Raw genomic sequence first — 25,322 nt, 5'->3', positions numbered from 1 at the left:
GGGACTTCTCTTTCCGATCTTTCCAAAGGAGGTGCCCCGCGGCCGTGGCCGCGGGGCACGCGCGGCTCAGGACTTCTTGGTCTGGGCGAGTCGCTGGATCGCGGCCGCGTAGATCTCGTCGGGGTCCAGCCGCCGCAGCTCCTCGGCGAGCAGCTCCGACGTCGGGCGCCGGGTCAGGGCGACCCTGCGGTCCGGCTGGCCGGGACGCGACAGCGTGGCCATCCGGCCGTCGCTCCGGACGATGGTGATGTCACCCTCGGCCGAGACCAGCTTGACCGCGGTCAGGCCGGGCCCGGGGGAGTCGGTGACCTTCACGGAGGCGCCGAGGCGCTCGCCGAGCCAGGCCGCCAGCAGCAGGGCGCTGGCATGGCCGGACACGGCCTCCACGGTGCCCCGCTTCACCTTGCCCACCGGCTGGTCGAACGCGGCGGCGAGCAGGCTCCGCCACGTCGTCAGCCGGGTCCAGGCCAGGTCGGTGTCGCCGGGCACGTAACCGCGGGCCCGGCCGGTGATCGACTTGACCGAGTCGGCCGCCGACCGCGCGTCGATGATGCGGCGCTGGGCCAGCATGCCGATCGGGTCCTTGGAAGGGACCTCGGGACAGTCGCTGGGCCACCAGGCCACCACCGGGGTGTCGGTGAGCAGCAGCGGGCTGACCACGGAGTCGGCGTGCCTGGTCAGCTCCCCGTACAGGCGGAGCAGGATCACCTCACCCGGGGTCGACTCGCCGAACCGGATCTCGGCGTCGAGCCGGTTCGGCTCCTCCGAGTCGCGGGGGATGACGACGAGGATCCGGGAGGGGTGCTCCCTGGCCGCCTCGGTCGCCGCCCGGACCGCGTCGTACTGGTCGCTCTCGCCGCAGACCACCACCAGGGTCAGCACCATGCCGACCGCCGGGGTGCCCATCTGGTGGCGCAGGTGGGTGAGCTGCGAGGAGATCTTCGAGGCGTTCGTGCCGCTGAGCATGAAGCTGGTCATCTACAGCCGCCTCCAGGAACGCCCGTCGCGGGCCATCATCTCGTCGGCCGAGGCCGGGCCCCACGTGCCCGCGGGATACTCCTCCGGCGGGCCCTGGGTGCTCCAGAACTCCTCGATCGGGTCGAGGATCTTCCACGACAGCTCGACCTCGCGCTGGTGCGGGAAGAGCGGCGGGTCGCCGATCAGCACGTCCAGCAGCAGCCGCTCGTAGGCCTCGGGAGAGGACTCCATGAACGACTCGCCGTAGGCGAAGTCCATCGAGACGTCCCGCACCTCCATCGCGGTGCCCGGCACCTTGGAGCCGAACCGCACCGTGATGCCCTCGTCCGGCTGCACCCTGATGACCAGGGCGTTCTGCCCCAGGATCTCGGTGTCGTCCTTGCTGAACGGCAGGTGCGGCGCTCGCTGGAACACCACGGCCACCTCGGTGACCCGGCGGCCGAGCCGCTTGCCGGTGCGCAGGTAGAACGGCACCCCGGCCCAGCGCCGGTTGGCGATCTCCACCTTGATGGCGGCGTACGTCTCGGTGATCGAGTCGGGCGGGATGCCCTCCTCCTGGGTGTAGCCGATGACCGGCTCGCCGCCCTGCCAGCCAGAGCCGTAGCGGCCGCGCGCGGTGGCCAGCGACAGGTCCGTCGGCAGCCGCAGCGCCTTGAGGACCTTCTCCTTCTCCCTGCGCAGCGAGTCGGCCCCGAACGACGTCGGATCCTCCATGCCGACCAGGGCCAGCAGCTGCAGCAGGTGGTTCTGGATCACGTCGCGGGCCGCGCCGATGCCGTCGTAGTATCCCGCCCGGCCGCCGATGCCGATGTCCTCGGCCATCGTGATCTGCACGTGGTCGACGTAACTGCGGTTCCAGATCGGCTCGAACAGGTTGTTGGCGAACCGCAGCGCCAGGATGTTCTGGACCGTCTCCTTGCCCAGGTAGTGGTCGATGCGGAACACCGAGCTCTCCGGGAAGACCGCGCTGGTGATCGCGTTGAGCTCCTGGGCGCTCCGCAGGTCGTGCCCGAAGGGCTTCTCGATCACCACCCGGCGCCAGGACCCGGGAGGACCGTCGGCCAGGCCGGTCCGCTTCAGCTGCTGGACCACGACCGGGAAGAACTTCGGCGGCACCGACAGGTAGAAGCCGTAGTTGCCGCCGGTGCCCCGGGTCTGGTCGATCTCCTTGAGCATCATCGCCAGCGCGTCGAACGCGCCGTCGTCGGTGAACTCGCCCCGGCAGAAGAAGATGCCCTCCGACAGCTGCTTCCAGACCTCCTCGCGGAACGGCGTCCTGGCGTGCTCCTTGACGGCGTCGTGGGCCAGCTGCGCGAAGTCCTGGTCCCGCCAGTCGCGGCGGGCGAAGCCGACCAGGGAGAAACCCGGGGGCAGCAGCCCGCGGTTCGCCAGGTCGTAGATCGCCGGCAGCAGCTTCTTGCGCGCCAGGTCGCCGGTGACGCCGAACAGCACCAGCACGCACGGCCCCGCCACGCGCGGCAGGCGCTTGTCGCGCGGGTCGCGCAGCGGGTTGGCGTCGATCAGGGCCTCGGTGATGCCCGCGGTCGCGGCGGCGGTGGCCGTGGTGGCCGTGGGCGTGACGGCCGCGGGCGTCACCTTCCCGTGCGCGCCCGCCGCCGGGATGGCCGTCGTGCCCGCCGTGGCGCCCTCCCCGGCGTGCGCGGCCTCCCCGGCGTGCGCGGTCTCCCCGGCGCTCACAGCGCTCACAGCGCTCGCCGTGCCCGTCGCGCTCGTGGGTGAGCTCTCCTTGCTCATGCGAACCTCCAGCGGCCCATCAGACCTCCCGCGCGGCGGCGAGCAGGCGCGCGACCCCGGCCGCGCGATCGGTCAGGTGCAGCCGTACGGTGGGACGCCCGCGGCTGACCAGCGCGCCCTGGTCGCCCAGGGCCTGGGCGAGCTGGAGGCGGCCCAGGGTGTAGGGCTTGCCGGGGACCTCGACGTCGTTCTCGACGACCCCGGTGATCTGCAGGAACACCCCGTTCTGCGGGCCGCCCTTGTGGTACTGGCCGGTGGAGTGCAGGAAGCGGGGGCCCCAGCCGAAGGTGACCGGGCGCTCGGTGCGGATCGCGAGCATCCCGCGCAGCGTGGCCGGGTCGGCCCCGCTCCACACGTCCGTCATCTCCTCGAACGAGGCGCCCTCGGGGTACGGGGCGTCGAAGGCCGCCTCCCGGTCGAGGTAGGCCATCACCGCGAGGTAACCGCGCTCGGGGATCGACTCCAGCAGCCGGGTGAGCACGTCCGACAGGTCCTTGACGTCCTCGGAGCCGGGGAACTCGCCGTACACCTCCACCGGGCCGTCGACCAGGAGCGGCGTGCCGACGGGCAGCTCGGCCTGGTCGAGCAGCTTGGCGGTGTTCTCCTTGGACTCGGCCACGTTCGGCTGGTTGAACGGGTCGATGCCGAGGACGCGGCCCGCGACGGCCGTGGCGTACTCCCAGACGAGGAACTGCGCGCCCAGCGGGCCGACGACGGTGACGGTGGCGTCGGTGTCGATCCCGGCGAGCAGCTCGTCGTCGGCGTCACCCGGGTCGGCGCCCACGACGGGCAGGATGCCCTTGCCGGACTTGCCGGTGGACTCGGCGACCAGCTGCTCGATCCAGTCGGGCAGGCCGTTGATCTCCGACAGGCTGTCCTCGATCACGAGCTTGTCGCGCCCGGCCGCCGCGGCGGCGCCCAGGGCGGCGCCGAGGTCGAGGCCGGGGTTGCCCTCGGTCCGTGACAGCAGCGGCAGCACCTCGGCCGCGTCGTCGAGCAGCCGCTCGACGTCGGCGCCCGCCAGCGCGCTGGGCACCAGGCCGAACGCCGTCAGGGCGCTGTAGCGGCCGCCCACGTTCGGGTCGGCCAGGATCACCTGGTAACCCGCCTCGCGGGCGCTCAGCTCCAGGGGCGAGCCGGGGTCGGTGACGACGACGATCCTGCCCGCCGGGTCGATCCCGGCGTCGCGGAAGGCCTTCTCGTAGATCCGCCGGTGGCTGTCGGTCTCGACCGTGCCGCCGCTCTTGCTGGCGACGACCAGGATCGTGGTCTCCAGCCGGTCCTCCAGCGCCCGGCGCACCTGGCCGGGGTCGGTGGTGTCGAGCACGGTCAGCGGCACGTCGGCGGAGGCGGTGATCACCTCGGGGGCGAGGGAGGAGCCGCCCATGCCCGCCAGGACCACGTGGTCCAGGCCCTCGGCGCGGGCCCGCTCGACCAGCGCGCCGATCTCGGGGAGCAGCCGCCTGCTCGTCAGCGGGAGGTTGAGCCAGCCGAGCCGGACGGCCGCCTCGGCCTGGGCCTCCGCGCCCCACAGCGTGGCGTCGCCGGAGGTCAGGGCCTGGGGGACCCCCTCGGAGGCGAGCTGCCCGACGGTCTCGCCGGCCTGCTCGGTGAGGTCGTCGTCGCCGAACGTTACGGACAATGACATATGCGCCTCACGCCTTCTTCAGCTCGGAGGAGACGGTCTCCAGCAGCTCTTTCCAGGAGGCCTCGAACTTGTCCAGGCCGTCCTCCTCCAGGAAGCGCACGACGTCGTCGTAGTCGATGCCGGCCTCCTTGAGCGCGGCCATGGTGTTCCAGGCCTCCTCGTAGGAGGAGCGGACCGTGTCGCCGGTGACGCCGCCGTGGTCGGCCGTCGCGTCGAGGGTCTTCTCCGGCATCGTGTTGACCGTGCCGGAGGTGACCAGCTGGTCGACGTAGAGGGTGTCGGGGTAGTCGGGGTTCTTCGTGCCGGTGGAGGCCCACAGCGGGCGCTGCGGCCGGGCGCCGGCCGCGGCCAGCGCCTGCCAGCGCGAGGACTCGACGACCTCCTCGAAGGCGGCGAAGGCGAGGCGGGCGTTGGCGACCGCGGCCTTGCCCCTCAGCGCGAGGGCCTCGGGGGTGCCGATCTTGTCCAGGCGCTTGTCGATCTCGCCGTCCACCCGGCTGACGAAGAACGAGGCGACCGACTCGATGGCCGACAGGTCCAGGCCGTTGGCCCGCGCCTTCTCCAGGCCGGTCAGCCAGGCGTCCATCACGGCGCGGTAGCGCTCAAGGGAGAAGATCAGCGTGACGTTGACGCTGATGCCCTCGGAGATCGCCTGGGTGATCGCGGGCAGGCCCTCGACGGTGGCGGGGATCTTGATGAACAGGTTGGGCCGGTCGACCAGCCACCACAGCGCGCGCGCCTCGGCGACGGTCTTGTCGGTGTCCCTGGACAGGCGCGGGTCGACCTCGATCGACACCCGCCCGTCCACCTGGCCGCTGGCGTCGAAGACCGGCCTCAGCACGTCGGCGGCCCAGCGGATGTCGTACGTGGTGATGGCCCGCACGGCCTCCTCGACGTCGACGCCGCGGATCTTCAGGTCGTGCAGCTGGCCGTCGTAGGCGTCGCCCTTGCTCAGCGCCGACGCGAAGATCGTCGGGTTGGAGGTGACGCCGACCACGTGCTTGTCGCTGATCAGCGACTGCAGGTTGCCCGTACGCAGGCGCTCGCGGCTGATGTCGTCCAGCCAGATGGAGACGCCCTGCTCGGAGAGCTTCTTCAGAATCTCACTCATGCTCAGTTTCCCGTCGTCTCGCCCTTGTCGGCTCCGGTCTTGGCGAGGCTCGCCTTGGCGGCGGCGGCCACGCGCTCGGCGGTGAGGCCGAACTGCTCGTAGAGGGTCCTGTAGGGGGCCGAGGCACCGAAGTGCTCCAGGCCGACCACCACGCCCTCGTCTCCCACGAACTCCCGCCAGCCCAGCGAGATTCCCGCTTCCACCGCCACGCGGGCGCGCACCGAGGTGGGCACCACCGTCTGCCGGTAGGCCGCGTCCTGGGCCTGGAACCACTCCACGCACGGCATCGACACGACCCGGGTGGCGATGCCCTGCGCCTCCAGGATCTCGCGGGCCCCGAGGGCGATCTCGACCTCGGAGCCGGTGCCGATCAGGATCACCGAGGGCTGCCCGTCGGAGGCGTCCCGCAGGACGTAGCCGCCGCGGGCGACCTTCTCCGCGTCGCCGGTGCCCTCGAAGACCGGCAGGTTCTGGCGGGTCAGCGCCAGCGCGGCCGGGCGGTCGTTGTGCTCAAGCACGACCCGCCAGGCGGCGGCCGTCTCGTTGGCGTCGGCCGGGCGGACCACGTCGAGGCCGGGGATCGCGCGCAGCGACCACAGGTGCTCGATGGGCTGGTGCGTCGGGCCGTCCTCGCCCAGGCCGATGGAGTCGTGCGTCCACACGTAGGTGACCGGCAGCCCCATCAGCGCGGCCAGCCGCACGGCCGGGCGCATGTAGTCGCTGAACACCAGGAACGTGCCGCCGTACGGGCGGGTGCCGCCGTGCAGCGCGATGCCGTTGAGGATCGCCCCCATGCCGTGCTCGCGGATGCCGAAGTGCAGCGTGCGGCCGTAGGGGCCGCCGGGGAACGCCTTGGTCTGGAACTCCTCGGGGATGAAGGACGGCTCGCCCTTCATCGTGGTGTTGTTGGACTCGGCCAGGTCGGCCGAGCCGCCCCACAGCTCGGGCAGCACCGGCGCGAGGGCGCTGAGCACGTCGCCGGAGGCCTTGCGGGTGGCGACGGAGGAGCCGATCTCGAAGGACGGCAGCGCCCCGGTCCAGTCGGCGGGGAGCTTCCGCGCGGAGATGCGGTCGAACTCGGCGGCGCGCTCGGGGTTGGCCTCGCGCCAGCTCCCGTAGAGCTTGTCCCACTCGGCGCGCACGGCCCGGCCGCGCTTGACGACCTCGCGGGCGTGCTCCAGGACCTCGGCGGGGACGTCGAAGCTCTTCTGCGGGTCGAAGCCCATGACCTTCTTGGTCGCGGCGACCTCGTCGGCGCCCAGCGCCGAACCGTGGATCTTGCCGGTGTTCTTCTTGTTGGGGGCGGGCCAGCCGATGATCGTGCGCAGCCGGATGAACGACGGCCTGCCGGTCTCGGCGCGGGCGGCCTCCAGTGCCTGGTGCAGCGCCTCGACGTCCTCGACGTAGTCGCCCGTCTGCGTCCAGTCGACGGTCTGGGTGTGCCAGCCGTACGCCTCGTAGCGCGCGACGACGTCCTCGCTCAGCGCGATCTGGGTGTCGTCCTCGATCGAGATGTGGTTGCTGTCGAAGACGACGGTGAGGTTGCCCAGCCGCTGGTGGGCCGCGAGGGCGCTCACCTCGTGGCTGATGCCCTCCTCGATGTCGCCCTCGGAGGCGATGCACCAGATGTTGTGGTCGAACGGGCTCGCGCCCGGAGCGGCGTCCGGGTCGAACAGGCCGCGCTCGCGGCGGGCGGCCATCGCCATGCCGACCGCGTTGCCGATCCCCTGGCCGAGCGGGCCGGTGGTGGTCTCGACGCCGACGGTGTGGCCGTGCTCGGGGTGGGCCGGGGTGAGGCTCTCCCACTGGCGCAGCCCCTTGAGGTCGTCCAGGCTGAGGCCGTACCCCGACAGGTAGAGCTGGATGTAGAGGGTCAGGCTGCTGTGACCCGCGGAAAGGACGAACCGGTCGCGGCCCGCCCAGGTGGGGTCTGACGGGTCATGCCGCATCACCTGCTGGAACAGCAGGTAGGCGGCCGGCGCCAGGCTCATCGCGGTGCCGGGGTGACCCGATCCCGCCTTCTCTACGGCGTCCATGGCCAGGGCCCGTACGACGTCGACCGCACGGCGGTCCAGGTCGCTCCATTCGAGGGCTGGCACGAGTTCACTGCTCAAGTGCTCGATCTCCGGATCTAATCGTGTGATGGTGGCGCCGGTCTGGTATTTCCCGCCCACACCGGACCCTAACGGTTTCGACCTGGCTACCGTGGCGTAGGTCGGCCCGGGGCGGGTCCGCGGGATCCGCAGGCGGCGCGCGCCCCCCCATCGCAGGGGTCCCCCTCGCGCCGCTTCCGCACCCCGTGCCGGGACCGGCCCCCCCTGCAACTACAGTGAGTCCTCAAGGCTGGCTGGTGCCCGCATTCACGGATCCGCTCTAATCAGAGGTTACGCGTTGACCCCGCACGTGCTGGAAGCGCCTTAGATGGTGCTCACCGACAAGCAATCGACGGCCCTGACCGAGGGGGGCACGGCCCCCGAGGCCGCGCCGCGCTCCTTCGCCGACGTCGTGAAGGCGTACGTCGCCCTCACGAAGCCGCGGATCATCGAGCTGCTGCTGATCACGACGCTGCCGGTGATGTTCCTGGCGGCCAAGGGCCTGCCACCGCTGTGGATCGCCGTCAACACGCTGGTGTTCGGCACCCTGTCGGCCGGCAGCGCGAACGCGCTGAACTGCTACATCGACCGTGACATCGACGCGGCCATGCGCCGCACCCGCCGCCGCCCGCTCGCCCGCGACCTGGTGCCGCCGACGAACGCGCTGATCTTCGGGATCATCCTCGGCGTGCTGTCCACTCTTGGACTCGGGTTGACGGTCAATTGGCTCGCCGCGGGCCTGTCGCTGGGCGCGAACCTGTTCTACGTGCTCGTCTACTCGATGATCCTCAAGCGGCGGACCTCGCAGAACGTGGTCTGGGGCGGCATCGCCGGCTGCATGCCGGTGCTGATCGGCTGGGCGGGCGTCACCGGAAGCCTCGACTGGGCCCCCGTGGTGCTCTTCGGAGTGGTGTTCTTCTGGACGCCCCCGCACACCTGGACCCTCGCGATGCGCTACAAGGAGGACTACGCGGCGGCGAAGGTCCCGATGCTCCCGGTGGTCGCCACCGAGCGCCGGGTGGTGCTGGAGAGCATCGTCTACACCTGGGCCACGGTGCTCTGCTCGCTGCTGCTGTGGCCGATCGCCGGGACCACGCTCCTCTACCCCGTCGTGGCCGCCGTCCTGGGCGCCGCCTGCCTGTGGGAGGTCCACCGCCTCCTCGGCCGGGTCAACGCGGGCAAGACCGGCGTCGACCTGCGCCCGATGCGCTTCTTCCACTGGTCGAACGCCTATCTGGCGCTGCTCTTCCTCGCCGTCGCGATCGACTCGATGTTCGTCTGATGTGCGCCTGATGCCCGCCTGACGCTCATCCGACACCCGTCTGAGTCGTCTCACACGTACGTTCTCCCGCGGTGCGCCCGTTTCCGCGCGCCTGACCCGGGGGAGACGTCTCCCGGGGGAAGATGTTTTCTTGACCGGCCCGGGGCGGGCCTGGTCGTGGGGAGGGTGATTCGTGGTGTTCGGGAAACCTTCGGAGCCGGACTCCGGCTCCGGCCGCGGGGGCGGCTCGTCACCCGGCACGGTCCCGGGACCCGCGACGGCCGGACGCGCGGGCCGGGTTCCTGACGGCACGGGGTCCGCCGGTCTTCGGGCGGTGGTCTCCCGCTCCGGTTCGCGGGGCCGGTACCAGCGGTTACGGTGGCCACATGGCCGGCCGTGACCCCCGCTGGGTGCTCAGGGACCGTCCGTCGGTCACGCTGATCGCCGGGCTCGTCCTGGCGGGACTGTGCGCCCTGGTGTCGTTCTCCTTCGACGTGCTGAACGGCGACCCCGTCTACTTCTTCATCGCCCTGGGCCTCGCGCTCGCGCCGGTCCCGGTGCTGCTCGCCGCGGTGCTGGCGCTCGACCGCATCGAGCCCGAGCCGCGCGGCAACCTGCTCTTCGCGTTCGCCTGGGGCGCGGGCGTGGCGGTCCTCGTCGCAGGGGTGATCAACTCCTTCAACCTGATCTACATCGAGAACACCGTCCAGCTGGGCTACGACTACGCGCGCAACCTCACCGCCACGTTCGGCGCCCCGGTGGTCGAGGAGACGATGAAGGGCCTGGTCCTGCTGGGCCTGCTCAGGTTCAAGCGCGCCGAGCTGGACGGGCCAACCGACGGCATCATCTACGCCAGCATGGTCGGCCTCGGCTTCGCCATGAGCGAGAACGTGAGCTACTACGTGGCCGCGCTCGACGAGATGGGCGCGCGGGGCCTGGCGGTGACCGTCGTGCTGCGCGGGATCCTCTCGCCGTTCGCGCACCCGCTGTTCACCTCCATGATCGGTGTCGCGGTGGCCTACGCGGCGCAGCGCCGGGGCCCCGGCCGGATCTTCGTCATCGCCGCCGGGTGGATCGGCGCGATGCTGCTGCACGGCATCTGGAACGGCTTCGCCACCTACGTCGGCATCGGCGGCCTGGCCGTCGCCTACCTGCTGCTGATGACCGTGCTGTTCGTGCTGATCTGGATCATCTTCCGCGACCGCAAGCGCATCATCGCGCTCATCCAGACCTACCTGCCCGCCTACTGGGCGACGGGGCTGGTGTCCTCCGGCGACGTCGCGATGCTCTCCTCCCTGCCCGGCCGCCGCCAGGCCCGGCAGTGGGCGAGGAACCACGGGGGCAGGACGGCACTGCGGGCGATGAGCGACTACCAGCTCGCGGCCACCGAGCTCGGCCTGCTCCACGAGCGGGCCAGGGGCCACGTGATCGACGAGCGCACGTTCAACGAGGAGCAGCGGGCGCTGCTGGAATGCATGGCCGACGCCCGCGCCCGTTTCCCCACGTCCTCAGCGGGTCACGCCCCCGGTGGTTCCGGCCACGCGCCGGGCGGTCCCGGCCACCCGCCGCAGGGCGGGTCGTTCCACCGGTGAGACGGCCCCGGTCCGGGTTCACCCCCGCCGGAGCGCGGTCTCCGGGGCCGATCATCGTCCGGCCGCACCGGGACCGCGTCGAGCACGGACGGCGTCCGGATGCGTGAGGACGCCCTCCGAACGGCTTCCGCGGGAGGTTTCAGGCGTGGACGGTGTCGCGTTCGCCGGTGACCGTCTCCGGGACGTCCCGCGGGCCGTGCGGGCCGGTCGCGAAGAGCGCCCGCAGCGCGCAGAGCCAGACCAGGGTCGCGCCGAGCACGTGCAGGTTGACCAGGGCCGCGGGCACGCCCAGGAAGTACTGGACGTATCCGACGACCCCCTGCGCCGCCTCCACGGCCAGCAGCGTCCACGCGGCCCGCCGGGCGTACCCGGGCGCGTCGGTGATGTGCAGCGCGAAGGCCAGCGCGAAGGTGAGGCCGACCACCACGTAGGCGACGTCGGCGTGGATCCTCGCCACGGTCTCGATGTCGAAGCCGAACCGGGAGGCCATCTCGTCCCCGGAGTGCGGCCCGGTGCCGGTCACCACCACGCCCACGACGAGCAGGACGAACACGGCGGCGACGAGCGCGAAGGCGAGCGTGCGGACGTGGCGGTGGACCGGCCGCCGCGACACGCCCCCGCTCTCGCCCCCGCTCTCGGCTTGCCCGGCGCGGGCGTACAGCGCGTACGCCGCGGCGATCATGCCGACGGAGACCAGGAAGTGCACGCTCACGGTCACCGGGTTGAGCGCGCTGCGCACGACCAGGCCGCCCCAGAGCCCCTGGAAGGCCACGCCGACCGGCTGCAGCCAGGCCAGTTTGACCAGGTCGGGGCGGCGGGACGACAGGCGCAGGGCGGCGACCAGGCAGGCCACGCCGACGGCCAGCACCAGGAAGGTGAGCATCCGGTTGCCGAACTCGATCGCCATGTTCAGCGGCGAGATCTCGGCGTGGGCCACCGGGGTGAAGCTCTCCGGCGTGCACCGGGGCCAGGTGGGGCAGCCCAGGCCCGAGCCGCTGACCCGTACCGCGGCGCCCGTCACCGTGATCCCGATGTTGACGACGACCGCCGCCAGCGCCCAGCGGCGCAGCGTGGGGAGGGTCGGCGGCCCCACGATCCGCGCCGCCTTCGCGGCATACCGGAGGGTCAGGTCAAGGAGGTGGTTCACGGCTCACATGCTAGGCGGCGAGGTGCGCGGTCCCGTCCCGGACCCCGGTACCCGCCCGCCCGGCGCGGGCCGCCCGCCGTGAGACGGCGTGCCGTACGGGCCGGTGGGTAGGGGTGCGCGTGAGCCGGGCGGCACGCGTGCGATGCCCGTTTTGGTGCATTGATCCGGTAGAAGGTATGTGACATAGTACTGGCGGGCCCGAGGCGTGGGAGCGAGGTGGAACATGCCGGACGTCGTGGTCGTCGGCGCCGGGGTCGTCGGTGCCGCCTGCGCCTACTACGCCGCCCGCGCGGGGCTGGACGTGGTGGTCGTCGACCGGGGCGCGGTGGCGGGCGGTACGACGGGCGCGGGCGAGGGCAACATCCTGGTCTCCGACAAGGAACCGGGACCCGAGCTCGACCTGGCGCTGCTCTCCAACCGGCTCTGGCGGGACCTGGCCGGGGCGGGGCCGACCGGGGCAGCCGGCGGCGGGGCCGGGGCGGGGAAGGCCGGGGGCGACCCGGCGGCCGGTGGGGGGTTCGAGCAGGGCGGGGGGTTCGAGTTCGAGGCCAAGGGCGGCCTGGTGGTCGCCGAGACGGACGAGGTCCTGGCGGCGCTCACCGACCTGGCGGCGAAGCAGGGCGTCGAGCACGTCGCCGTCGCCCCGGGTGAGCTCGGCGACTACGAGCCCCACCTGGCGAAAGGGCTCGCCGGAGGCGTGTTCTACCCGCAGGACGCCCAGGTCCAGCCCATGCTGGCGGCGGCCGGGCTCATCCGGAGGGGTGCCGAGCGGTTCGGTCACGGCGCCCTGATGCTGCGCACCGGCGTCACGGTGACCGGCTTCGTCCGTGACGGCGGCCGGATCGCCGGTGTCACCACCGACCACGGCGACATCCTCGCCGGGGCCGTCGTCAACGCCGCGGGCACCTGGGGCGGCGAGATCGCCGCGCTGGCCGGGGCGCGCGTCCCGATCCTGCCCAGGCGCGGCTTCGTCCTGGTCACCGAGCCCCTCGCCGGGCCGCTCGTCAGGCACAAGGTCTACACCGCCGCCTACGTCACCGCGGTGGCCAGCGACTCGGAGGGGCTGGAGACGTCCGCCGTCGTGGAGAGCACCCCGGCGGGGCCGGTGCTCATCGGCGCCAGCCGCGAGCGGGTCGGCTTCGACCGCACGGTCTCCGTCCCGGTGCTCGAACGTCTCGCCCGCCAGGCCGTGGAGCTGTTCCCCGCCCTGGCGGCGTACCGGGCGATCCGGGCCTACTGCGGGTTCCGCCCCTACTGCCCGGACCACCTCCCGGTGATCGGGGAGGACCCCCGGGCACCCGGGCTCTACCACGCCTGCGGCCACGAGGGGGCGGGCATCGGCCTGGCCCCGGCCACCGGCCACCTGATCGCCCAGCTCCTGGCCGGTCTCCGCCCCGACCTGGACCTCACCCCCTTCCGCCCGGACCGGTTCGCCGAGGAGGCGTCGTGACCTCCTCACGGGGCCGTGGCCGTGCCCCTTCCCGAGGAGGTGCCCGATGAGGGATCCGTACCGCCTGGTGCGGGCGCGGCCCGAGCCGGAGTTCGAGATCAGCGTGGACGGCGCGCCCGTCCCGGTGGTCCCCGGCCAGACCGTCGGCGCGGCCATGCACGGCGCGGGCGTCCGTTCCTGGCGCACCACCAGGTTCGGCGGGCGCCCGCGCGGGCTGTTCTGCGGCATCGGGGTCTGCTTCGACTGCCTGGTCACGGTGAACGGGACCCCGTCCCTGCGCGCCTGCCTGACCGAGGCCCTCCCGGGAGACCTGGTGACCACCGGCGACACCGGCGACACCGGCGGCACCGGCGACACTGCCGGCACCGGCGGCACCGGCGATGGCGAGGGGGAGGGGTGAGCGGCCGATGACGCGGATCCACGACCTCGCCGTCGTCGGCGCGGGCCCCGCCGGGGTCGCGGGCGCGCTCACCGCCGCGCTGTCCGGGCTGGACGTCGTGCTGATCGACGGGGCCGCCAGGCCGGGCGGCCAGTACTTCCGGCACCCCGCCGAGGGGTTCCACGCCGCGCGGCCCGGCGCGCTGCACCACGGGCTCGGCAGGTTCACCCGCCAGTGGGAGACGCTCCGCGAGCGCGCCGAGGTGCTCCTGCGCCACCGGGTCTGGGCGGTCGGGCGCGCGGACGGGGTGGTCAGCGTGCGGTGCCTGGAGGGGGACCGCGAGGAGCGGCCCCGCACGGTGGCCGCGCGGGGGCTGCTGATCGCCACCGGCGCGCACGACCGGCCGCTGCCGTTCCCCGGCTGGGACCTGCCGGGGGTGCTCACCGCGGGCGGCGCGCAGGCGCTGCTCAAGGGGGACCTGGTCCTCGCGGGCAGCGGGGTCGTGGTCGCCGGTACCGGCCCGTTCCTGCTCCCCGTCGCCGCGGGACTGGCGGACGCGGGGGCGCGGGTGCTCGGGGTGCACGAGGCCAATGGTGGGTTCGGGCTCGCCAGGCACCCGCTGCTCGCCGCGGGACGGGCCGGGGAGGCCCTCGGGTACGGGGCGCGCCTGGCCCGCCGCCGGATCCCGTACCACCGCCGCGAGGCGGTGGTCGCCGCGCACGGCGACACCGCGCTGACCCACGTCACCGTGGCGAGCCTGGACCGCGACTGGCGGCCGGTCTCGACGCGGACCGTCGAGTGCGACACCCTCGCCGTCGGCTACGGCTTCGTCCCCCAGCTCGACCTGCCGGTCCAGCTGGACTGCGACACCCGCCGCGACCCCGACGGGAGCCCGGTCGTCGCGGTCGACACGTGCATGCGTACCAGCGTGCCCGGCGTCTACGCGGCGGGGGAGTCCACCGGCGTCGGCGGGGCCGCGCTCGCCGAGGTGGAGGGGCGCGTCGCGGGCCGGTCCGCCGCCGCCGACCTGGGCCGCCCCGTGCCGCCCGACCCGGCCCTGTCCCGCCGCAGGGACCGGCTCGCCGCCTTCGCCCGCGCCCTGCAGGAGGCCTACCCGGTACGGCCGGGCTGGCGGGAGTGGCTGCGCGACGACACGCTTGTCTGCCGCTGCGAGGAGGTGCCCCTGTCGGCCGTACGGGAGGCCCAGGCCATGGGGGCCGTGGACGCGCGTTCCGTCAAGCTCCTGGCCCGCCCGGGGATGGGATGGTGCCAGGGCAGGATGTGCGGCTACGCGGTCGCGTGCCTCACCGGTGAGGACCCCGCGCCGCCCCGGCGCCCGATCGCCCAGCCCCTCAGGCTCGGAGACCTCGCCGCGGGGCCGGGCTCCTCCCCGGAGCCGGGCGGGTCCGAGCCTCCCTCGCGCCGGGACCGTACGGGAGCCTCCCCGGACCCGGACCCGGGCGCGGTCCTGTAGCAGCCGGAAACCCCCTCGGAAGGACGAACCATGACGACCCCCGCGAAGCCCTGGCACGGTGTGACCGTGGCCACCGCGCTGCCCCTGGGCGCGGACCTCTCCGTCGACCTGGACGGCTACGCCGAGCACTGCCGGTGGCTGGTCGCCTCGGGGTGCGACGGCGTCGTGCCGAACGGGTCCTTGGGCGAGTACCAGACGCTGACCCCCGAGGAGCGGGCCTCGGTCGTGGAGACCGCGGTCGCGGCCGTCGGCGGTGACCGCGTCATGCCGGGGGTCGCCGCCTACGGCGCCCTGGAGGCCAGGCGCTGGGCCGAGCAGGCCGGTGAGGCCGGGTGCCGCGCGGTGATGCTGCTCCCGCCGAACGCCTACCGCGCCGACGACAGGACCGTGGTGGAGCACTACCGGGAGGTGGCGCGGGCCGGTCTGCCGGTGGTGGCCTACAACAACCCCTTCGACACCCGGGTGGACCTCACCCCCCGGCTGCTGGCCACCCTCCACGCCGAGGGGCTGATCGCCGGGGTCAAGGAGTTCAGCGGGGACGTCCGCCGGATCTACGAGATCGCCGAGCTCGCCCCCGGGCTGGACGTGCTGGCCGGGGCCGACGACGTGCTGCTTGAGCTGGTCACCGCCGGGGCGGTCGGCTGGGTGGCCGGATACCCCAACGCGCTGCCCGAGTCGACCGTGGCCCTGTACCGCGCGGCCGCCGCGGGGGACACGGCCACCGCGCTGCCGCTCTACCGCGCGCTGCACCCGCTGCTTCGCTGGGACTCCAGGCCGGTGTTCGTCCAGGCCATCAAGCTCTCCATGGACCTGGCCGGACGCGACGGCGGCCCGTGCCGCCCGCCCAGGCTCGGCCTCGCCCCCGAGCAGGAGGCCGCCGTGCGCGCCGCCACGGAGAAGGCCCTGGCCGAGGGCCTGCGGTAGACCTGCCCCGTACCTTTTCAACCTTTTCACCGTGAGGAGAGCGGATGAGAACGAAGAGGGTCTTCCACGCGGTGGACTCCCACACCGAGGGCATGCCCACCCGGGTGATCACCGGTGGGGTGGGGGTCATCCCCGGCTCGACCATGGCCGAGCGGCGCGAGCACTTCCTGGCCGGGATGGATCACGTCCGCACCCTGCTCATGTACGAGCCGCGCGGCCACTCGGCGATGAGCGGGGCCGTCCTGCAGCCGCCCACCCGGCCCGACGCCGACTACGGCGTGCTCTACATCGAGGTCTCCGGCTGCCTGCCCATGTGCGGGCACGGCACCATCGGCGTCGCCACGGTCCTCGTCGAGACCGGGATGGTCGAGGTCGTCGAGCCGGTCACCACCATCCGGCTGGACACCCCCGCCGGGCTGGTCGTCGCCGAGGTCCGGGTCGAGGACGGCGCCGCCACGGAGGTCACCATCACCAACGTGCCCTCCTTCAGCGCGGGACTGGACCGCGTGGTCAAGGTGCCCGGCGTCGGGGAGGTCGTCTACGACCTCGCCTACGGCGGCAACTATTACGCCATCCTGCCCGTCGAGTCGGTGGGCCTGCCGTTCGAGCGGTCGCGCAAGCAGGCGATCCTCGACGCCGGTCTGGCGATCATGGGGGCGATCAACGAGCGGGACGAGCCGGTCCATCCGCTGGAACCCGGCATCCGGGGCTGCCACCACGTGCAGTTCACCGCGCCCGGCTCCGACGCCCGGCACTCGCGGCACGCGATGGCGATCCACCCCGGCTGGTTCGACCGCTCGCCGTGCGGCACCGGCACCAGCGCCCGGATGGCCCAGCTGCACGCCAGGGGCGAGCTGCCGCTGGACACCGCCTTCGTGAACGAGTCGTTCATCGGCACCCGCTTCGTCGGGCGGCTCACGGAGGAGACGGAGGTGGCGGGCCTGCCCGCGGTGGTCCCGGCCATCACCGGTCGCGCGTGGGTCACCGGCACCGCCCAGTACTTCCTCGACCCCCGCGACCCGTTCCCCGCCGGTTTCCTTCTCTGACTCCGGCTCCGACTCCGGCCGTCCTGAGCTGCGAACACGTGCCCGTCCCCGAGCCGTTCCCCGCGGGTCGCGCCCCGTGGCCCAAAACGGCGTCCTAACGCTAACGGTCTTGTTTCGGCCCTTGACGCGCATCTGCGTTGCACGTGCAATATCACACATCATCGGACGTGAGGAGCCGCGCATGCGTGCCACCCCCCTGAAGTGCTTCACCTCGCTGGCCGTTCTCGGTCTCCTGGTCACCGGATGTGGCCAGGGACTGCTCGGTGACGGCGGCGGAGGCCAGACGGCCGCCGCGAAGGACGAGCCGATCGTCCTCGGCATGCTGATCCCGCAGTCGGGCAGCGAGGCCGCCATCGGTCCCTACATGAGCAACGCGGCGCAGCTCGCGATCGACGAGATCAACGCCAAGGGCGGTGTGCTCGGCCGCAAGCTGGAGCTGAGGACCGCCGACGACGCCTGCGACGCCCAGTCGGCGGCGGCGGGCGCCAACAAGCTGGTCACCGAGGGGGTCGACGTCTCCGTGGGCGGCTACTGCTCCGGCGCGACGCTACCCACCCTGCCGATCTTCGGCAAGGCGAACATCCCGATGATCATCCCGGCCGCCAACTCCCAGGAACTGGTCGACCAGAAGCTCAAGCACGTCTTCCTGATCAACGGCACGGGCTCCCAGCAGGCCGCGGCCGCGGAGAAGTGGATCGCCAAGCAGGAGTCGAGGAGCGTCGCGCTGATGCACGACAACACCAGCTACTCCAAGGACATCGCGCTGCGCACCCAGGCCCTCCTGGAGGCCCCCGACGGCGCCGAGGCCGTGATCACCGAGGCGGTCACCCCGAAGGAGAGCGACTACAGCGCCAACATCACCAACGTGCTGGCCAAGAAGCCCGACTTCGTCTACTGGACCGGCTACTTCCAGGAGGGCGGCCTGATCGCGCGCCAGCTCCGGCAGGCCGGGTACAAGGGCTCCATCATGGTCGGCGACGGCTCGGTCTCCCCCAAACTGGTCGAGATCGCCGGGGACGAGGCCGCCGAGGGCCTCTACGCCACGATGACCCAGACGCCCGACACCCTTGAGGGCGCCGAGGGCTGGATCGAGGCGTACAAGAAGAAGTACGCCTCCGAGCCGGGTCCGTACTCCAACCAGGCCTACGACGCGGTGCGGCTCGCCGCCGAGGCGGTCACCAAGGCGGGCGCCACCGACGGCGACAAGGTGATCGCGGCGCTGGAGGCGATCGACGGCTTCTCGATGTTCTCCGGGCCGCTGAAGTTCACCCCCGAGCACACCCTGGCCAACGGCGGCTTCCAGATCCTCGTCGTCAAGGGAGACAGGTTCGCCCTGCAGGACGCCCTCCAGTGACGCAGCTCGTCTGGAACGGGCTGTTCGTCGGCTCGTTCTACGCCCTGGTGGCCCTGGGCTACAGCATGGTCTACGGGATCATCAAGCTGCTCAACTTCGCCCACGGCGACCTGTACATGCTGGGGGCGTTCGCCGGTTTCGCCATCCTCGGCGCGGTCGGCGGCGTGTCCTCCGCGATGGCCCTGCCGCTGCTGCTCGCGGTGCTCCTGGCGACCATGGCCGTCACCGGCCTGGCCGGGGTGGCGCTGGAGCGGATCGCCTACCGCCCGCTCCGCCGCGCCCCGCGGCTCTCCCTGCTGATCACCGCGGTCGGGGCCTCCTTCGCCCTGGAGTACGGGATGCGCGCGGTGGCCGGGGCCGATCCGCGGGTCTACCCGGTGCGGCTGGGCGGCACCTCGCTGGAGATCCTCGGCGCCCGGCTCACCGTGCAGCAGCTCGTCCTGGTCGGCGTGGCGGTGCTCCTCATGGCCGGGCTCAACCTGCTGGTCACCCGCACCCGCGAGGGCCGGGCCATGCGGGCCATCGCGCTGGACCCGCGCACCAGCGCGCTGATGGGCATCGACGTCAACGCGGTGATCTCCCGCACCTTCTTCATCGGCTCGGCGCTGGCGGGCGCCGCGGGCGTGATGGCCGGGGCCTACTACGGGAAGATCGACTTCATGATGGGCTTCCTGATCGGGCTCAAGGCCTTCACGGCGGCCGTCATCGGCGGCATCGGCAACATCCCCGGCACGATGCTCGGCGGCCTGCTGCTCGGGCTGCTGGAGTCGTTCGGCACGTTCTGGCTGGGCGGTGAGTGGCGCGACGTGTTCGCCTTCGGGGTGCTGATCCTGTTCCTGACGGTGCGGCCCACCGGCCTGCTCGGCGAGCGCGTCACGGAGCGGGTATGAGCGAGGCCGTCAAGCCCGGCGAGCCCGCCGGTCCCGTCGGCACCAAGGTCCGCCGCCGTGGCACCGACAGGCCGCCCAGCCGGGCGTCGAGGCTGCTGCAGAACCGGTGGGCCGGGATCGCCGGGCTGCTGATCGCGCTGCTCGCCCCCTTCGTCGACGCCACGCCGTACGCCCTGTCGGTCATGACCAGCGCGGCCATCGCCGTGATGCTCGCCGCCGGGCTGAACATCGTGGTCGGCTACTGCGGCCTGCTCGACCTGGGCCACGTCGCCTTCTTCGCGGTCGGCGCCTACACCAGCGGCGTGCTGGCCACCCGCTTCGACCTGCCGCTGCTCGCCACGGTGCCCGCCGTGCTCGTGGTCACGGTCGTCGCCGGGATCGTCATCGGCGCCCCCACCCTGCGCCTGCGCAGCGACTACCTCGCCATCGTGACCCTCGGCTTCGGGGAGATCATCCGGATCACCGCCAACAACCTGGACGTCACCGGCGGCCCCTCCGGCATCTACGGCATCCCGCACCTGGTCGAGCACCCCGCGGCCTTCTACTACGTCACCGTGGCCGTCGTCTCGCTGGCCGTCCTCGGCGCGGCGCGGCTGGGCCGCTCCCGCCTGGGCCGGGCCTGGCGCTTCGTCCGGGAGGACGAGGACGCCGCCGAGGCGATGGGCGTGCACACCTACCGGGTCAAGCTCGCCGCCTACATCGCCGGGGCGGTCTGGGGCGGCCTGGCCGGGGTGCTGTTCGCCGCGCAGCTGTCGGCCATCTCGCCGGGCAGCTTCACCTTCCTGTCGTCGGCGCTGGTGCTCATGGCCGTGGTCCTCGGCGGCATGGGCTCGGTGCCCGGCGTCGTCGTCGGCGCCGTCGTGATCAGCGTCCTGCCGGAGATCCTGCGCGACCTCGCCGACTACCGGTTCTTCCTGTTCGGCGTGCTGCTCATCGTCTTCATGCTCCTGCGGCCGCAGGGGATCTGGCCGGCTCGTTCCAAGGAGGTCCCGTGAGCCTGCTGAGCGTGGACGGCCTGCGCCTGACCTTCGGCGGGCTGGTGGCCATCGACGGCCTGTCGTTCTCGGTGGACGAGGCGGAGATCGTCTCCGTGATCGGGCCCAACGGGGCGGGCAAGACGTCGGCCTTCAACTGCGTCACCGGCTTCTACCGGCCGACCTCGGGCCGGATCACCCTGCGCGGCAGGGACCTGCCGGGGATGCGGCCCTCGGCCATCGCGGGCCTGGGGGTCGCGCGGACCTTCCAGAACCTGCGCCTGTTCGGGGAGCTGTCGGTCCTGGACAACGTGCGCGCCGGATCGCACCTGTGGCTGCGCCAGAGCGTCCTGGACGCCCTGCTGCACACCCCGCGCTACCGGCGCTCGGAACGAGAGTGCACCGAGCAGGCCCACCACTGGCTGGACTTCGTCGGCCTGCGCGGCGACCGGTACGGGCAGGCCCGCCACCTCCCGTACGGCGAGCAGCGCCGCACCGAGATCGCCCGTGCCCTGGCCCGCCGCCCCGACCTGCTGCTGCTGGACGAGCCCGCGGCCGGGCTCAACCACGGCGAGAAGGCCGAGATGCTCGACCTGATCCGGCGCATCCAGGCGCTGGGGGTGGCCATCGTGCTCATCGAGCACGACATGGGCCTGGTCATGGAGGTCTCCGAGCGCGTGGTCGTGCTCAACTTCGGCCGGGAGATCGCCGACGGCCGTCCCGAGGACGTCCGGCGCGACCCGGCCGTCATTGAGGCCTACCTCGGCGGCGACCCCACCGCCGCGAGGGACGAGGCCGGCGGGACCGGCGGGACAGACCGGACCGCGACGACGAGGAAGGACGGCGCCGGGAAAGGCGGCGCCGGGGGAGACGGCTCGGGTGAGGAGACCGCGCCGGAAGGCGGCGCCCGGGAGGACGAGGGCACCGGACAGGAGAGCGCCGGAGGAGAGACCGCGGGGAAGGACAGCGCGGCCGGGGGAGACGCCAATGCTTGACATCGACGGGCTGGACGTCCACTACGGCGGCGTACACGCCCTGCGCGGCCTGTCGCTCGGCGTCGCCGAGGGGGAGATCGTCGCCCTGCTCGGCAACAACGGCGCGGGCAAGACCACCACGCTGTCCGCGGTCTCGGGGCTGCTGCGCCCCACCGGCGGCACGGTGGTCTTCGACGGCGAGACGATCACCAGGGAGAAGCCGCACCGGATCACCGCGCGCGGCCTGGTGCACGTCCCGGAGGGCCGCAGGATCTTCAGCACGCTCAGCGTGCACGAGAACCTCCAGCTGGGCGGCTACCTGGTCCGCGACCAGACGGAGGTCCGCACGCGGATCGAGCGCGTCTACGAGCTGCTGCCCCGCCTGGCGGAGCGCCGTACCCAGCAGGGCGGCACGCTGTCGGGCGGCGAGCAGCAGATGCTCGCCATCGGCAGGGCGCTGGTCACCGGGCCCCGGCTGCTGCTGCTCGACGAGCCGTCCATGGGCCTCGCGCCCCTGGTGGTCGCCTCGGTCATGGAGCTCATCGCGGGGATCAACGCCCAGGGCACCTCGGTCCTGCTCGTCGAGCAGAACGCCGTGGCCGCCCTGGGGATCGCGCACCGCGGCTACGTGATCGAGAACGGCGAGTGCGTCCTCGACGGGCCCGCGGACGAACTCCGCCGGGACGCCCGGGTGGCCGAGGCCTACCTCGGCGGGGTCCGGGAGGGCGAGGGGGGATGACCGGCGGACCCGCCACCGGTGCCGTGCCCCCCGGATCGGCCCCCGGGTGTTCGGAGGCGCGCGCATGGCCTGGGAGGATGTGGGGGTGGCGGGTTCCGCCGATCAGGCGTGGACGCGAGCGACACGAGAGGCTCCGGTATGGCTCCTAGGGCGGACGGCCGGCTCGACCTGCCGGCCGTGAGCGAGCGGCAGAGCCTGCGCGAGCAGGTGGCCCACGCGCTCAGGGCGGCCCTCATCACCGGTGAGATGAGGCCGGGCATGGTCTACTCCGCCCCCGTCCTCGCCGCCCAGTTCGGGGTCTCGGCGACCCCGGTGCGCGAGGCCATGCTCGACCTGGCCAAGGAGGGCCTGGTCGAGGCGGTGCGCAACAAGGGCTTCCGGGTCACCGAGCTGTCCGACCGCGACCTGGACGAGCTGACCGAGATCCGCAGGCTCATCGAGGTGCCCACGGTGGCGCAACTGGCCGACGCCGGTCGCGCGCCGAGCTTCGAGCTGCTGCGCCCGCTGGCCCAGGCGATCGTCGACGCCGCCGAGCGCGGCGACCTGATCGCGTACGTCGACGCCGACATCCGCTTCCACCTGGACCTGCTCGCCCTGGCGGGCAACGCCCACCTCGTGGAGGTGGTCCGCGACCTGCGCAACCGGGCCCGCCTGTACGGCCTGTCCTCCCTGCACCGGCGGGGCGCCCTCGCCGACTCCGCCCGCGAGCACCTCACCCTGCTCGCGCTGCTCTCCGAGGGGGACGCGAGCGGCGCCGAAAGGCTGATGCGCGCCCACATCCGGCACGTACGCGGCATCTGGGCCAGCAGGCCCGAGTAGCGCGGCCCGAGTCGGCGCGGCCCGGCGGCCGAGGCCGACCGGCGGGGGCGCGGCGTTCGGAGGGCGGCCCGGCGGGTGCCCTGGAAGCACCGGGCACCGGGCACCGGGCCCGCCGGGTGTCACCGGTGGCGCCCGTCACAGGAACGGGATCGGCGGGCGCCCGCCGCTGGAACGGGGCTGGTGGCTGGCGTCCGGCCGAGGACGGGTAGCCGGTGCCGCGGGTCGCGTGCGGGCGAGGACGGGTCAGCCGGTGCCGCGGGTGGCGCCCACGCTGGCGATGACCACGCAGCCGATGGCGGCCCACTCACGCACCTGGAGGACCTCACCCAGCACCAGCAGCCCGACCAGCGCCGCCACCGCGGGCTCCAGGCTCATCAGGATGCCGAAGACCCGCTTGGGCATCCTGCGCAGCGCCTCCAGCTCGATCGAGTAGGGGATGACCGACGACAGCAGGCCCACCCCGAGCCCGATCAGCAGAAGCTCGGGCTGGAGCAGGTCGGTGCCGCCCGAGGTGATCCCGACGGGGGCGACCAGCAGGCAGGAGACGATCATCGCCAGGGAGAGTCCGGTGCTCCCGGGAAAGCGCCGGCCGACCGAGGCCGACAGCAGGATGTAGCCGGCCCAGCAGGCCGCCGCCACCAGGGCGAAGGCGATCCCGGCCCAGCTGATCCTGGACGCCGCAGTGCCCCACGGGGCCAGCAGCACCACGCCCGACCCGGCGAGCGCGACCCAGAGCAGGTCGAGACGGCGGCGCGAGGCCGCCACCGCGACGCCGAGCGGGCCGAGGAACTCGATCGCCACCGCGATGCCCATGGGCAGCCGGGCCAGCGCCTCGTAGAACGACAGGTTCATCACGCCCAGCGTCACGCCGAACGCCACCCCAGCCCCGATGTCCGTCCTGGACAGCCCGCGCAACCGGGGGCGGGCGACCGCGCCCATGATCAGCGCCCCCGCCGCGATCCGCAGGAACACCACGGCGCTCGGCGGCAGCTGGGAGAACAGATCCTTGGCGAAGCCCGCCCCCACCTGCACCGACAGGATGGCGAGTATCACCAGCCCGGACGGCGGGACGGCGTCGGAGGCCGCCTTCAGCAGCGCCCCGGGCCTGGGCAGGCCCCGCTTGTACGGCTCGGCGGGCCCGTGCAGGGCTTCGGCGGTCACGACTCTCCTCATGCCAGGTGCAAAGTAATTAATGGCACCTTACTTTTCGCGCCCCTCGTTTTCAGCGACGTCCGCGATGCGAGACGCCCGTGACCAGGGAGGCCCGGTGAGGGGTGACGGCCCGGCGGGAGAGAGGGGCCCGCCGGGCTATCCGGTTCCGGGCACCGGGTCGCGGGTGTAGAGCGCCACGGTCATACCGGGTACGCGGCCCGTCCGCCACGCCTTGACCCGGGCGAAGCCCTCCTTGGCCAGGGCGGTGACCCGGCCGACGCGCGAGGCCGCCTCCGATCCGCCGCGCCAGACCACCCAGACCCGCTCGCGCCCGGCCACGGCGGCGGCCACGTCGGAGCGCTCCGGGTAGCCGAAGGAGTCCGGCAGGGGGGCGGGCCCGGCGAGCAGCACGTCGTCGGGCAGCCCCTTCCCGCCGTGCCGCGTCCTGTCGTAGTAGAGGAAGCCCTCACGCAGCGAGGAGCGCCCGTAGACGAGGGCGTCGCCCGGCAGGGACTCGCTCGCGAGGATCCGTACCGCCCGGGGGAAGTTCTCGTGGTGCCCGTCCTCCTTGCGGAAGTCCAGCTGGCCGGGGAGCCCGGCCGCCAGGACGCCCACCAGCGCGAGCCCGGAGGGCAGGCGGGGCAGCGCGGTGAGCGCGATCCCGGCCAGCAGCGCGTACGCGGGCACCGTCGCGAACAGGTAGCGGTCGACGTAGACCGGCGAGACCAGGTGGGACAGGACGAACAGCAGCAGGGGCGGCAGGAGCGCCCAGGCGCCCAGCAGGACGACCCAGAGCCGGTCGGTGCCGTGCCGCCGGCGCAGGAACGGCGCCGCCGCCGCGAGGGCGAGCGCCGCGCACCCCGCCAGGGCGGTGCCCCCGGCCATCTTGGGCAGCGCCAGGAACACGTCGGGTCCCGGCAGGGTGATCCAGCTGATCGCGTGCCGCTCGGCGAAGCCGACCACCGCCCAGACGGCCCCCGGGACCGACCCCAGGGCCATGCAGGCCAGCATCCTGGGCAGGACGCCCCGCCCGTACAGGGTGATCGCGAGCAGGTGCGCGGCCAGCACGAGCAGCGCGAACACCTGCGTGCAGCCCAGCAGCGCGACGGCGGCCGCGTACCTCCACCAGCCGCCGCGCCGTCCGGGCTCCTCGATCGCCCGGTACAGCGTCCAGGTGGCGAGGACCGCGGCGGCGGCGGCGAACGCGTAGGAGCGGACGTTCTGCCCGTGGTAGGAGACGGAGGGCAGGAAGACGTAGACGGCGGCGGCGGCCGGTCCGGCGGGCTGCGAGCTCAGCCGGCGGGCCAGGTCGGCGATGAGCGCGGTGGCCGCGCCCGTCGCGAGCGCCGAGGGCAGGCGCATCCACCACTCGGCCTGCCCGAACTCCAGCCACAGGCGCATGAACCCGTAGTAGGGCAGGAAGTGCCCGTCGATGTGCTGGGCCAGCTCCCAGAGCCCTCCGGCGCCACGGCGGGCCGCGCTGAGGGTGGCGAGCTCGTCCGACGACAGGGAGACCGTGGACGAGCCTGCGACGGCGACAAGCGTGGCGACGATCCCCATGG

Annotated in this window: 21 protein-coding genes; 13 read left to right on the top strand and 8 right to left on the bottom strand. The window is 73.0% G+C overall.

Annotation, left to right across the window (positions count from 1 at the left end; translation table 11 throughout):
• Positions 1-66: 66 nt before the first annotated feature.
• The 5 genes from ACSC1Q_RS18285 to tkt are packed head-to-tail and all read right to left on the bottom strand — an operon-like array spanning position 67 to position 7,606.
• Positions 67-978 (bottom strand): glucose-6-phosphate dehydrogenase assembly protein OpcA, encoded by a 912-nt coding sequence (locus ACSC1Q_RS18285; RefSeq protein WP_436759904.1) that lies wholly within the window; start codon positions 976-978, stop codon positions 67-69.
• Positions 979-2,733, bottom strand: coding sequence for a glucose-6-phosphate dehydrogenase (zwf, locus tag ACSC1Q_RS18280; RefSeq protein WP_436759903.1), 1,755 nt, complete (start codon positions 2,731-2,733; stop codon positions 979-981).
• Positions 2,734-2,752: 19 nt separating this feature from the next.
• Positions 2,753-4,381: a phosphoglucose isomerase-related protein gene (locus tag ACSC1Q_RS18275; protein ID WP_436759902.1), complete on the bottom strand. Its 1,629-nt coding sequence runs from the start codon at positions 4,379-4,381 to the stop codon at positions 2,753-2,755.
• 7 nt (positions 4,382-4,388) lie between these two features.
• Complete coding sequence (gene tal, locus ACSC1Q_RS18270; protein WP_436759901.1) at positions 4,389-5,492, bottom strand: transaldolase; 1,104 nt, start codon at positions 5,490-5,492, stop codon at positions 4,389-4,391.
• 2 nt (positions 5,493-5,494) lie between these two features.
• Complete coding sequence (gene tkt / locus ACSC1Q_RS18265) at positions 5,495-7,606, bottom strand: transketolase (protein WP_436759900.1); 2,112 nt, start codon at positions 7,604-7,606, stop codon at positions 5,495-5,497.
• Between the two features lie 307 nt (positions 7,607-7,913).
• Between tkt and ACSC1Q_RS18260 the strand changes: the two genes are divergently transcribed.
• Both ACSC1Q_RS18260 and ACSC1Q_RS18255 read left to right on the top strand, forming a co-directional pair.
• Complete coding sequence (locus tag ACSC1Q_RS18260) at positions 7,914-8,867, top strand: heme o synthase (RefSeq protein ID WP_436759899.1); 954 nt, start codon at positions 7,914-7,916, stop codon at positions 8,865-8,867.
• Between the two features lie 365 nt (positions 8,868-9,232).
• The gene (locus ACSC1Q_RS18255; RefSeq protein WP_436759898.1) at positions 9,233-10,438 is read left to right on the top strand and encodes a PrsW family intramembrane metalloprotease; all 1,206 of its coding nucleotides are present in this window, start codon (positions 9,233-9,235) and stop codon (positions 10,436-10,438) included.
• 139 nt (positions 10,439-10,577) lie between these two features.
• Here the strand turns inward: ACSC1Q_RS18255 and ACSC1Q_RS18250 are convergent, their stop codons facing one another.
• The gene (locus tag ACSC1Q_RS18250; RefSeq protein ID WP_436759897.1) at positions 10,578-11,585 is read right to left on the bottom strand and encodes a COX15/CtaA family protein; all 1,008 of its coding nucleotides are present in this window, start codon (positions 11,583-11,585) and stop codon (positions 10,578-10,580) included.
• Between the two features lie 223 nt (positions 11,586-11,808).
• On the opposite strand from ACSC1Q_RS18250, the gene ACSC1Q_RS18245 reads away from it, so the two are divergent.
• The 11 genes from ACSC1Q_RS18245 (at position 11,809) to ACSC1Q_RS18195 (ending at position 22,608) form a co-directional block, all read left to right on the top strand.
• Entirely contained in the window at positions 11,809-13,035 is a 1,227-nt protein-coding gene (locus tag ACSC1Q_RS18245) for an NAD(P)/FAD-dependent oxidoreductase (protein WP_436759896.1), read from the top strand.
• 46 nt (positions 13,036-13,081) lie between these two features.
• Positions 13,082-13,435 carry a (2Fe-2S)-binding protein gene (locus ACSC1Q_RS18240; RefSeq protein WP_436759895.1) on the top strand — a complete coding sequence of 118 codons (354 nt, stop codon included), beginning with the start codon at positions 13,082-13,084 and terminating at the stop codon, positions 13,433-13,435.
• A 7-nt stretch (positions 13,436-13,442) separates the two neighbouring features.
• Positions 13,443-14,888: an FAD-dependent oxidoreductase gene (locus ACSC1Q_RS18235; protein WP_436759894.1), complete on the top strand. Its 1,446-nt coding sequence runs from the start codon at positions 13,443-13,445 to the stop codon at positions 14,886-14,888.
• Positions 14,889-14,918: 30 nt separating this feature from the next.
• On the top strand, positions 14,919-15,812 hold the full coding sequence (locus ACSC1Q_RS18230) for a dihydrodipicolinate synthase family protein (protein WP_436759893.1): 894 nt from the start codon (positions 14,919-14,921) through the stop codon (positions 15,810-15,812).
• Between the two features lie 44 nt (positions 15,813-15,856).
• A complete protein-coding gene (locus tag ACSC1Q_RS18225) occupies positions 15,857-16,858 on the top strand; it encodes a proline racemase family protein (RefSeq protein WP_436759892.1) in 1,002 nt (333 codons plus the stop codon).
• A 181-nt stretch (positions 16,859-17,039) separates the two neighbouring features.
• Positions 17,040-18,212, top strand: a complete 1,173-nt coding sequence (locus tag ACSC1Q_RS18220; protein ID WP_436759891.1) for a branched-chain amino acid ABC transporter substrate-binding protein — start codon at positions 17,040-17,042, stop codon at positions 18,210-18,212.
• A complete protein-coding gene (locus ACSC1Q_RS18215; protein WP_436759890.1) occupies positions 18,209-19,102 on the top strand; it encodes a branched-chain amino acid ABC transporter permease in 894 nt (297 codons plus the stop codon). Before ACSC1Q_RS18220 ends, ACSC1Q_RS18215 begins: the two co-directional genes overlap by 4 nt.
• Positions 19,099-20,097: a branched-chain amino acid ABC transporter permease gene (locus ACSC1Q_RS18210; protein WP_436759889.1), complete on the top strand. Its 999-nt coding sequence runs from the start codon at positions 19,099-19,101 to the stop codon at positions 20,095-20,097. The genes ACSC1Q_RS18215 and ACSC1Q_RS18210 overlap by 4 nt, the downstream gene beginning before the upstream one ends.
• Positions 20,094-21,071, top strand: coding sequence for an ABC transporter ATP-binding protein (locus ACSC1Q_RS18205; RefSeq protein WP_436759888.1), 978 nt, complete (start codon positions 20,094-20,096; stop codon positions 21,069-21,071). Before ACSC1Q_RS18210 ends, ACSC1Q_RS18205 begins: the two co-directional genes overlap by 4 nt.
• On the top strand, positions 21,064-21,789 hold the full coding sequence (locus ACSC1Q_RS18200) for an ABC transporter ATP-binding protein (RefSeq protein ID WP_436759887.1): 726 nt from the start codon (positions 21,064-21,066) through the stop codon (positions 21,787-21,789). Before ACSC1Q_RS18205 ends, ACSC1Q_RS18200 begins: the two co-directional genes overlap by 8 nt.
• Positions 21,790-21,927: 138 nt before the next feature.
• Positions 21,928-22,608, top strand: a complete 681-nt coding sequence (locus tag ACSC1Q_RS18195; RefSeq protein ID WP_436759886.1) for a GntR family transcriptional regulator — start codon at positions 21,928-21,930, stop codon at positions 22,606-22,608.
• Positions 22,609-22,851: 243 nt separating this feature from the next.
• On the opposite strand, the gene ACSC1Q_RS18190 is transcribed toward ACSC1Q_RS18195, so the two are convergent.
• Both ACSC1Q_RS18190 and ACSC1Q_RS18185 read right to left on the bottom strand, forming a co-directional pair.
• Positions 22,852-23,769, bottom strand: a complete 918-nt coding sequence (locus ACSC1Q_RS18190; RefSeq protein WP_436759885.1) for an EamA family transporter — start codon at positions 23,767-23,769, stop codon at positions 22,852-22,854.
• Between the two features lie 147 nt (positions 23,770-23,916).
• A complete protein-coding gene (locus ACSC1Q_RS18185; RefSeq protein WP_436759884.1) occupies positions 23,917-25,320 on the bottom strand; it encodes a glycosyltransferase family 39 protein in 1,404 nt (467 codons plus the stop codon).
• Positions 25,321-25,322: the final 2 nt, after the last annotated feature.

Source organism: Streptosporangium heterodermiicola, from assembly GCF_051390675.1.
Taxonomy (GTDB): Bacteria; Actinomycetota; Actinomycetes; order Streptosporangiales; family Streptosporangiaceae; genus Streptosporangium.
This window is presented reverse-complemented; position numbering and strand designations above follow the sequence as displayed.

What these genes read in the sequence shown, in the direction of transcription:
- ACSC1Q_RS18285 (WP_436759904.1), bottom strand. Translation starts at nt 978, where the DNA reads ATGACCAGCTTCATGCTCAGCGGCACGAACGCCTCGAAGATCTCCTCG.
- zwf (WP_436759903.1), bottom strand. Translation starts at nt 2,733, where the DNA reads ATGAGCAAGGAGAGCTCACCCACGAGCGCGACGGGCACGGCGAGCGCT.
- ACSC1Q_RS18275 (WP_436759902.1), bottom strand. Translation starts at nt 4,381, where the DNA reads ATGTCATTGTCCGTAACGTTCGGCGACGACGACCTCACCGAGCAGGCC.
- tal (WP_436759901.1), bottom strand. Translation starts at nt 5,492, where the DNA reads ATGAGTGAGATTCTGAAGAAGCTCTCCGAGCAGGGCGTCTCCATCTGG.
- ACSC1Q_RS18260 (WP_436759899.1), top strand. Translation starts at nt 7,914, where the DNA reads ATGGTGCTCACCGACAAGCAATCGACGGCCCTGACCGAGGGGGGCACG.
- ACSC1Q_RS18255 (WP_436759898.1), top strand. Translation starts at nt 9,233, where the DNA reads ATGGCCGGCCGTGACCCCCGCTGGGTGCTCAGGGACCGTCCGTCGGTC.
- ACSC1Q_RS18245 (WP_436759896.1), top strand. Translation starts at nt 11,809, where the DNA reads ATGCCGGACGTCGTGGTCGTCGGCGCCGGGGTCGTCGGTGCCGCCTGC.
- ACSC1Q_RS18240 (WP_436759895.1), top strand. Translation starts at nt 13,082, where the DNA reads ATGAGGGATCCGTACCGCCTGGTGCGGGCGCGGCCCGAGCCGGAGTTC.
- ACSC1Q_RS18235 (WP_436759894.1), top strand. Translation starts at nt 13,443, where the DNA reads ATGACGCGGATCCACGACCTCGCCGTCGTCGGCGCGGGCCCCGCCGGG.
- ACSC1Q_RS18230 (WP_436759893.1), top strand. Translation starts at nt 14,919, where the DNA reads ATGACGACCCCCGCGAAGCCCTGGCACGGTGTGACCGTGGCCACCGCG.
- ACSC1Q_RS18225 (WP_436759892.1), top strand. Translation starts at nt 15,857, where the DNA reads ATGAGAACGAAGAGGGTCTTCCACGCGGTGGACTCCCACACCGAGGGC.
- ACSC1Q_RS18220 (WP_436759891.1), top strand. Translation starts at nt 17,040, where the DNA reads ATGCGTGCCACCCCCCTGAAGTGCTTCACCTCGCTGGCCGTTCTCGGT.
- ACSC1Q_RS18210 (WP_436759889.1), top strand. Translation starts at nt 19,099, where the DNA reads ATGAGCGAGGCCGTCAAGCCCGGCGAGCCCGCCGGTCCCGTCGGCACC.
- ACSC1Q_RS18200 (WP_436759887.1), top strand. Translation starts at nt 21,064, where the DNA reads ATGCTTGACATCGACGGGCTGGACGTCCACTACGGCGGCGTACACGCC.
- ACSC1Q_RS18195 (WP_436759886.1), top strand. Translation starts at nt 21,928, where the DNA reads ATGGCTCCTAGGGCGGACGGCCGGCTCGACCTGCCGGCCGTGAGCGAG.
- ACSC1Q_RS18185 (WP_436759884.1), bottom strand. Translation starts at nt 25,320, where the DNA reads ATGGGGATCGTCGCCACGCTTGTCGCCGTCGCAGGCTCGTCCACGGTC.